Here is a 3743-nt window from a genome sequence, read left to right as displayed (position 1 = left end):
ATCCTAACATATTTCCCCGCTCTATGGGAATTTATCTATTTTTCAGGAGACCCTAAATACATTTTCAATGCCAGGGGCATAAACGTCACATGAATATTTTCTCTGAAGGTAGTCGTTCCCGCCAATATGGTCAGCATTCGAATGTGTATTTATAATAGCCTTCAGATTCCAGTTCTGTTCCTGTACTACTTTGCTGATTCTTCTGCCTGCTTCCTTATCGTTACCGCTGTCAATGAGATAAATGTCATTATTATTCTCAATGAATCCCACATTGGTGGGACCTTCCAGAACCCAGGTATGATTGCCAAGCTGTCGAATACTGTCTTTATTATCCACTATTATTCCCTCAACAGATCCCATTGCGGGATCTTTATTACCGGATGGAATAGTTTTCCCATCACCTTAAACCCGAAATGTTGATACATTTCGAACGTATGCTGAGCCAGTTCCTGCAGCGTTTTTTCTTCCTTTAGGGCTTCAAGGGCTACCTTGGCATTGAACTCTTCATCGAACTTTTGTCTCACTTCAATCTCCTTGTATATGGTATCATACATCGGAGATTCCACCTTAGTTCTTAGAAATTACTGTTTGGAAATCTGGGCTCAGCATAGTGACAGATAACCACGACAGCTTGCAGGCACATGTTATATGCATGGATTAATATATCATCTTCAAAATAATATTAGTTTTTTGCTCTAAAATTACTAATTTGATTGATTCAATAACTTATTTTCTTATTTGCTTTTCAATTCTTATAAAAAATTCATGAACTTTTTTTATTTCCGGAGACATTTCACCATTTACTTTAAAGGTTTTTATAATTGGGATAACTGTAAGAATGAAAATTATATAAAAAACAGAATTTATTAAGTTATTCACTATAAAAGAGTAATTCACATAGGCTACGATTATTATACTTACAATCCCAGTTAATAAACCAACAGAATACGCTTTTAACTGCACTGTCCAAATAATATGTTGAATCACATTAAAATAAATGAACGCAGACACAAACGCTACAATCAAACTAAGAACAAAAGTATTCCTCATCAAAAATGCAATTGTTGTTAATATAAAAGACAATACGCAAAACGTTATAATATGTATTCTAATACTTGTGTTGGTTGATTCTGGAATATTCTTATAATATCTTTTATACCATTTTAGAATATTCCATTCCTCTAGTTCATGAATACTAAATACAATTGGTATCAGCCAAATGTAATTAAAAATATTATTAAATCCAAAAATATTACTCATTTTTCTATCCGGTTATTTATTGAATATAACTCAGCAACGCTGATTATTCCCCAGAACAACTGAAAACTTTTGTTCCCGTTCCCGCCCGGGGCACAAACCATGACACTAGCCACATCTGATCCAATTGCTGGTTATGTTGACCAATTATCTATTTCCAACTCTTTTATTCTTCTAAAATGACGAACATTATTCGTTACCAAGATTAAATTATGAGTTATTGCGGTTGATGCAATCAATAAATTCATATCATCAATTACTATTCCCGTTTTTGACAATAGAGCTTTATATTCTCCGTACGTTTCCATTATTGCCGGGGTAACATCTATTATTGGAAATAACTCAGATATTCTTCTTACTCGCGCCAGGTTTTTTTCAATTTTTGATGATTTCTTTGCACCGAATACCAATTCTCCATACGTTATTACCGAGAGAGATTTCGGTTCATTTTTCTGTATTTGAAATTTCTCATTTACTTTTTCATTCCCTTTTATGCTGTAAATGAGAATGTCCGTATCAATCAAATAACTCATCATCGCTTCCAAAACGAGTAGAATTACGTCTGTTGGAATATATCTCTGAAACTATTTCATCTTCTGACCGATCATCTTCCCAACTACCAGATAATTTAAGAAATTCATCGGTTGGATTTCTTTCAAAGCTATGGGGTTTAGATAGATATTTCTGCAAAATATACACGACTTCCTGGCTTATAGATCGCCTATCATTTGATGCCAGACGTCTAAGTGTATCATATAGTTTTTCGTCTATGTCTTTCACTTGAAGATTAGCCATAACTGCCTCCAAGTACTAATATAGCACACTTCATGAAGTAATAATATCATTTCATGCACAATTAAATCATTTTTTCATTATCTCTAATAACTCTAACACATAGAGCGTGATACTTTTTTTGGTTCTACATAACATCCAGTTGAGCTGCAAACCGTTAAGCTGGCGCAGTTTGTGCCTCAATCATAAACAGTATAACTTCGCTTATTCGATAGAACAATCGGAAACTATTGTTCCCCATTTCTGCGATCCTGCACAAATTGTGACAGTAGGTTTGTCTGCTCCAACTGCAGGTTATATTCCGCAGATTCAAAAAGTAAGTGCAACGATATTCCCTAATAATGAGAGAGCTGAGATACTCATACAGTTCCTGATCCGCCAAGATAAAGGACTGTATTATGGGTAAATATCATCAACTCTCTCAAGAAGAACGATACACTATTACTTTTCTTTTGAAAAGGAATAACTCGTTAGCTGAGATAGCACGACAATTGAAACGCTCAAAGAGCACTATCAGCAGAGAACTTCGGAGAAACCGTTCAAATCATGATGATGGCTACCGTGCCGAAGTAGCTCACCGCTACGCAACTGCTCGTCGTAAACGTGAAAGACGTAGATCACATTTTTCTGATGATCAATGGAAGGTCGTCTTTCGTCATCTCCGAAGAGATTGGAGCCCAGAACAGATTGTTGACCACTTAAAACGATTTCATACTTTTACTATGAGTCATGAGACAATCTATCAATATCTCCTATGGGATAAGAAACATGGCGGCCTTTTATATAAGCACCTGCGAATTATCACAAAAAGAGTTCGCAAAAGATACGGTTCACGAGATTTCAGAGGCATTTTGCCTGGCAAACGGCATATTTCTACACGTCCGGCTGCTGTAGAGACTCGTGAAGAGCTTGGGCATTGGGAAGGTGATACTGTTATTGGTAAAGATAGATATCACTGTATTTTGACACTTGTCGAGCGTAAATCAGGCTTCGTTATAATTAAAAAACTTCGTTCTCGTACGGTCAAAGAAGTTACAGCTGCTGCTATCAGGGCGATAAGAACACATCATAAATTATTCAAAACTATAACTTTTGATAATGGCGTTGAATTCCATGGATACAAAAAAATCGAAGAAGTATTTCCGGTCATTTGCTACTTCGCTACCCCATATCATTCGTGGGAACGTGGCTCAAATGAAAATGAAATGGCCTTATCAGACAATATATCCCGAAGAAAACATCAATGAAAAATCTAACCCAATATAAATGCGATTGGATAGCTAAACGATTAAACACCCGTCCAAGAAAACGACTCGGGTTTAAAACTCCAGAGGAGGTCTTCAATGCAGCTTAACAAAGGTTGCACTTCAACCTTGAATTCAGGCTGCGCTGATCCCCCAGGCAGAAGAACCATTTTTCGAACCATGAGGAGAATTTCCATCGAACACTGAAAAATAGTCTCAAAGGAAAAGTGCGTTTGGCCGTAGCGTGGCCATTAATTGCGTTGGGTTGCGTGCAGGCCTTCGCGCGGCGCGCAGCCAGGCGCTGGCCAGCGTTCGGCCTCAGTGTTACTACGATCAACCTTCGCTATGGAATTCCCTTTTCCTTCCCCTCTTCGAAGCCCCAAAAAAGTGTCTGTATAACATCCAATTGAGCTGCGTGGCGTTAAGTTGGCATGCGTTTGTGCTGCTACC

5 protein-coding genes and 1 pseudogene are annotated in these 3743 nt (G+C 37.4%); 1 reads left to right on the top strand and 5 read right to left on the bottom strand.

From position 1 onward, the window contains the following. Positions 1 to 42 precede the first annotated feature (42 nt). The 5 genes from B4O97_RS18995 to B4O97_RS18975 all read right to left on the bottom strand — a co-directional run bounded on the left by B4O97_RS18995 (position 43) and on the right by B4O97_RS18975 (position 2052). A complete protein-coding gene (locus B4O97_RS18995) occupies positions 43 to 360 on the bottom strand; it encodes an MBL fold metallo-hydrolase (protein ID WP_083053098.1) in 318 nt (105 codons plus the stop codon). Then, the gene (locus B4O97_RS19265) at positions 339 to 554 is read right to left on the bottom strand and encodes a hypothetical protein (protein WP_096348912.1); all 216 of its coding nucleotides are present in this window, start codon (positions 552 to 554) and stop codon (positions 339 to 341) included. The genes B4O97_RS18995 and B4O97_RS19265 overlap by 22 nt, the downstream gene beginning before the upstream one ends. Positions 555 to 726: 172 nt before the next feature. Continuing rightward, complete coding sequence (locus B4O97_RS18985; RefSeq protein WP_083053097.1) at positions 727 to 1260, bottom strand: HXXEE domain-containing protein; 534 nt, start codon at positions 1258 to 1260, stop codon at positions 727 to 729. 131 nt (positions 1261 to 1391) lie between these two features. Further along, positions 1392 to 1790, bottom strand: a complete 399-nt coding sequence (locus B4O97_RS18980; RefSeq protein WP_083053096.1) for a type II toxin-antitoxin system VapC family toxin — start codon at positions 1788 to 1790, stop codon at positions 1392 to 1394. Then, positions 1774 to 2052, bottom strand: coding sequence for an antitoxin (locus B4O97_RS18975; protein ID WP_083053095.1), 279 nt, complete (start codon positions 2050 to 2052; stop codon positions 1774 to 1776). Before B4O97_RS18975 ends, B4O97_RS18980 begins: the two co-directional genes overlap by 17 nt. 395 nt (positions 2053 to 2447) lie before the next feature. Between B4O97_RS18975 and B4O97_RS18970 the strand changes: the two are divergent. Then, positions 2448 to 3403: pseudogene (locus tag B4O97_RS18970) on the top strand (IS30 family transposase). The last annotated feature ends 340 nt before the right edge of the window (positions 3404 to 3743 follow it).

Origin of the sequence: Marispirochaeta aestuarii, assembly GCF_002087085.1 — a bacterium.
GTDB classification, from domain to species: Bacteria; Spirochaetota; Spirochaetia; order JC444; family Marispirochaetaceae; genus Marispirochaeta; species Marispirochaeta aestuarii.
Note: the sequence above shows the minus strand (reverse complement) of the source record. Positions and strands in the feature narration are given on the sequence as shown.

Excerpts from the sequence above, each read along its gene's own strand:
- B4O97_RS18985 (WP_083053097.1), bottom strand. The coding sequence starts at position 1,260 with ATGAGTAATATTTTTGGATTTAATAATATTTTTAATTACATTTGGCTG.
- B4O97_RS18975 (WP_083053095.1), bottom strand. The coding sequence starts at position 2,052 with ATGGCTAATCTTCAAGTGAAAGACATAGACGAAAAACTATATGATACA.
- B4O97_RS18980 (WP_083053096.1), bottom strand. The coding sequence starts at position 1,790 with ATGAGTTATTTGATTGATACGGACATTCTCATTTACAGCATAAAAGGG.
- B4O97_RS19265 (WP_096348912.1), bottom strand. The coding sequence starts at position 554 with ATGTATGATACCATATACAAGGAGATTGAAGTGAGACAAAAGTTCGAT.
- B4O97_RS18995 (WP_083053098.1), bottom strand. The coding sequence starts at position 360 with ATGGGATCTGTTGAGGGAATAATAGTGGATAATAAAGACAGTATTCGA.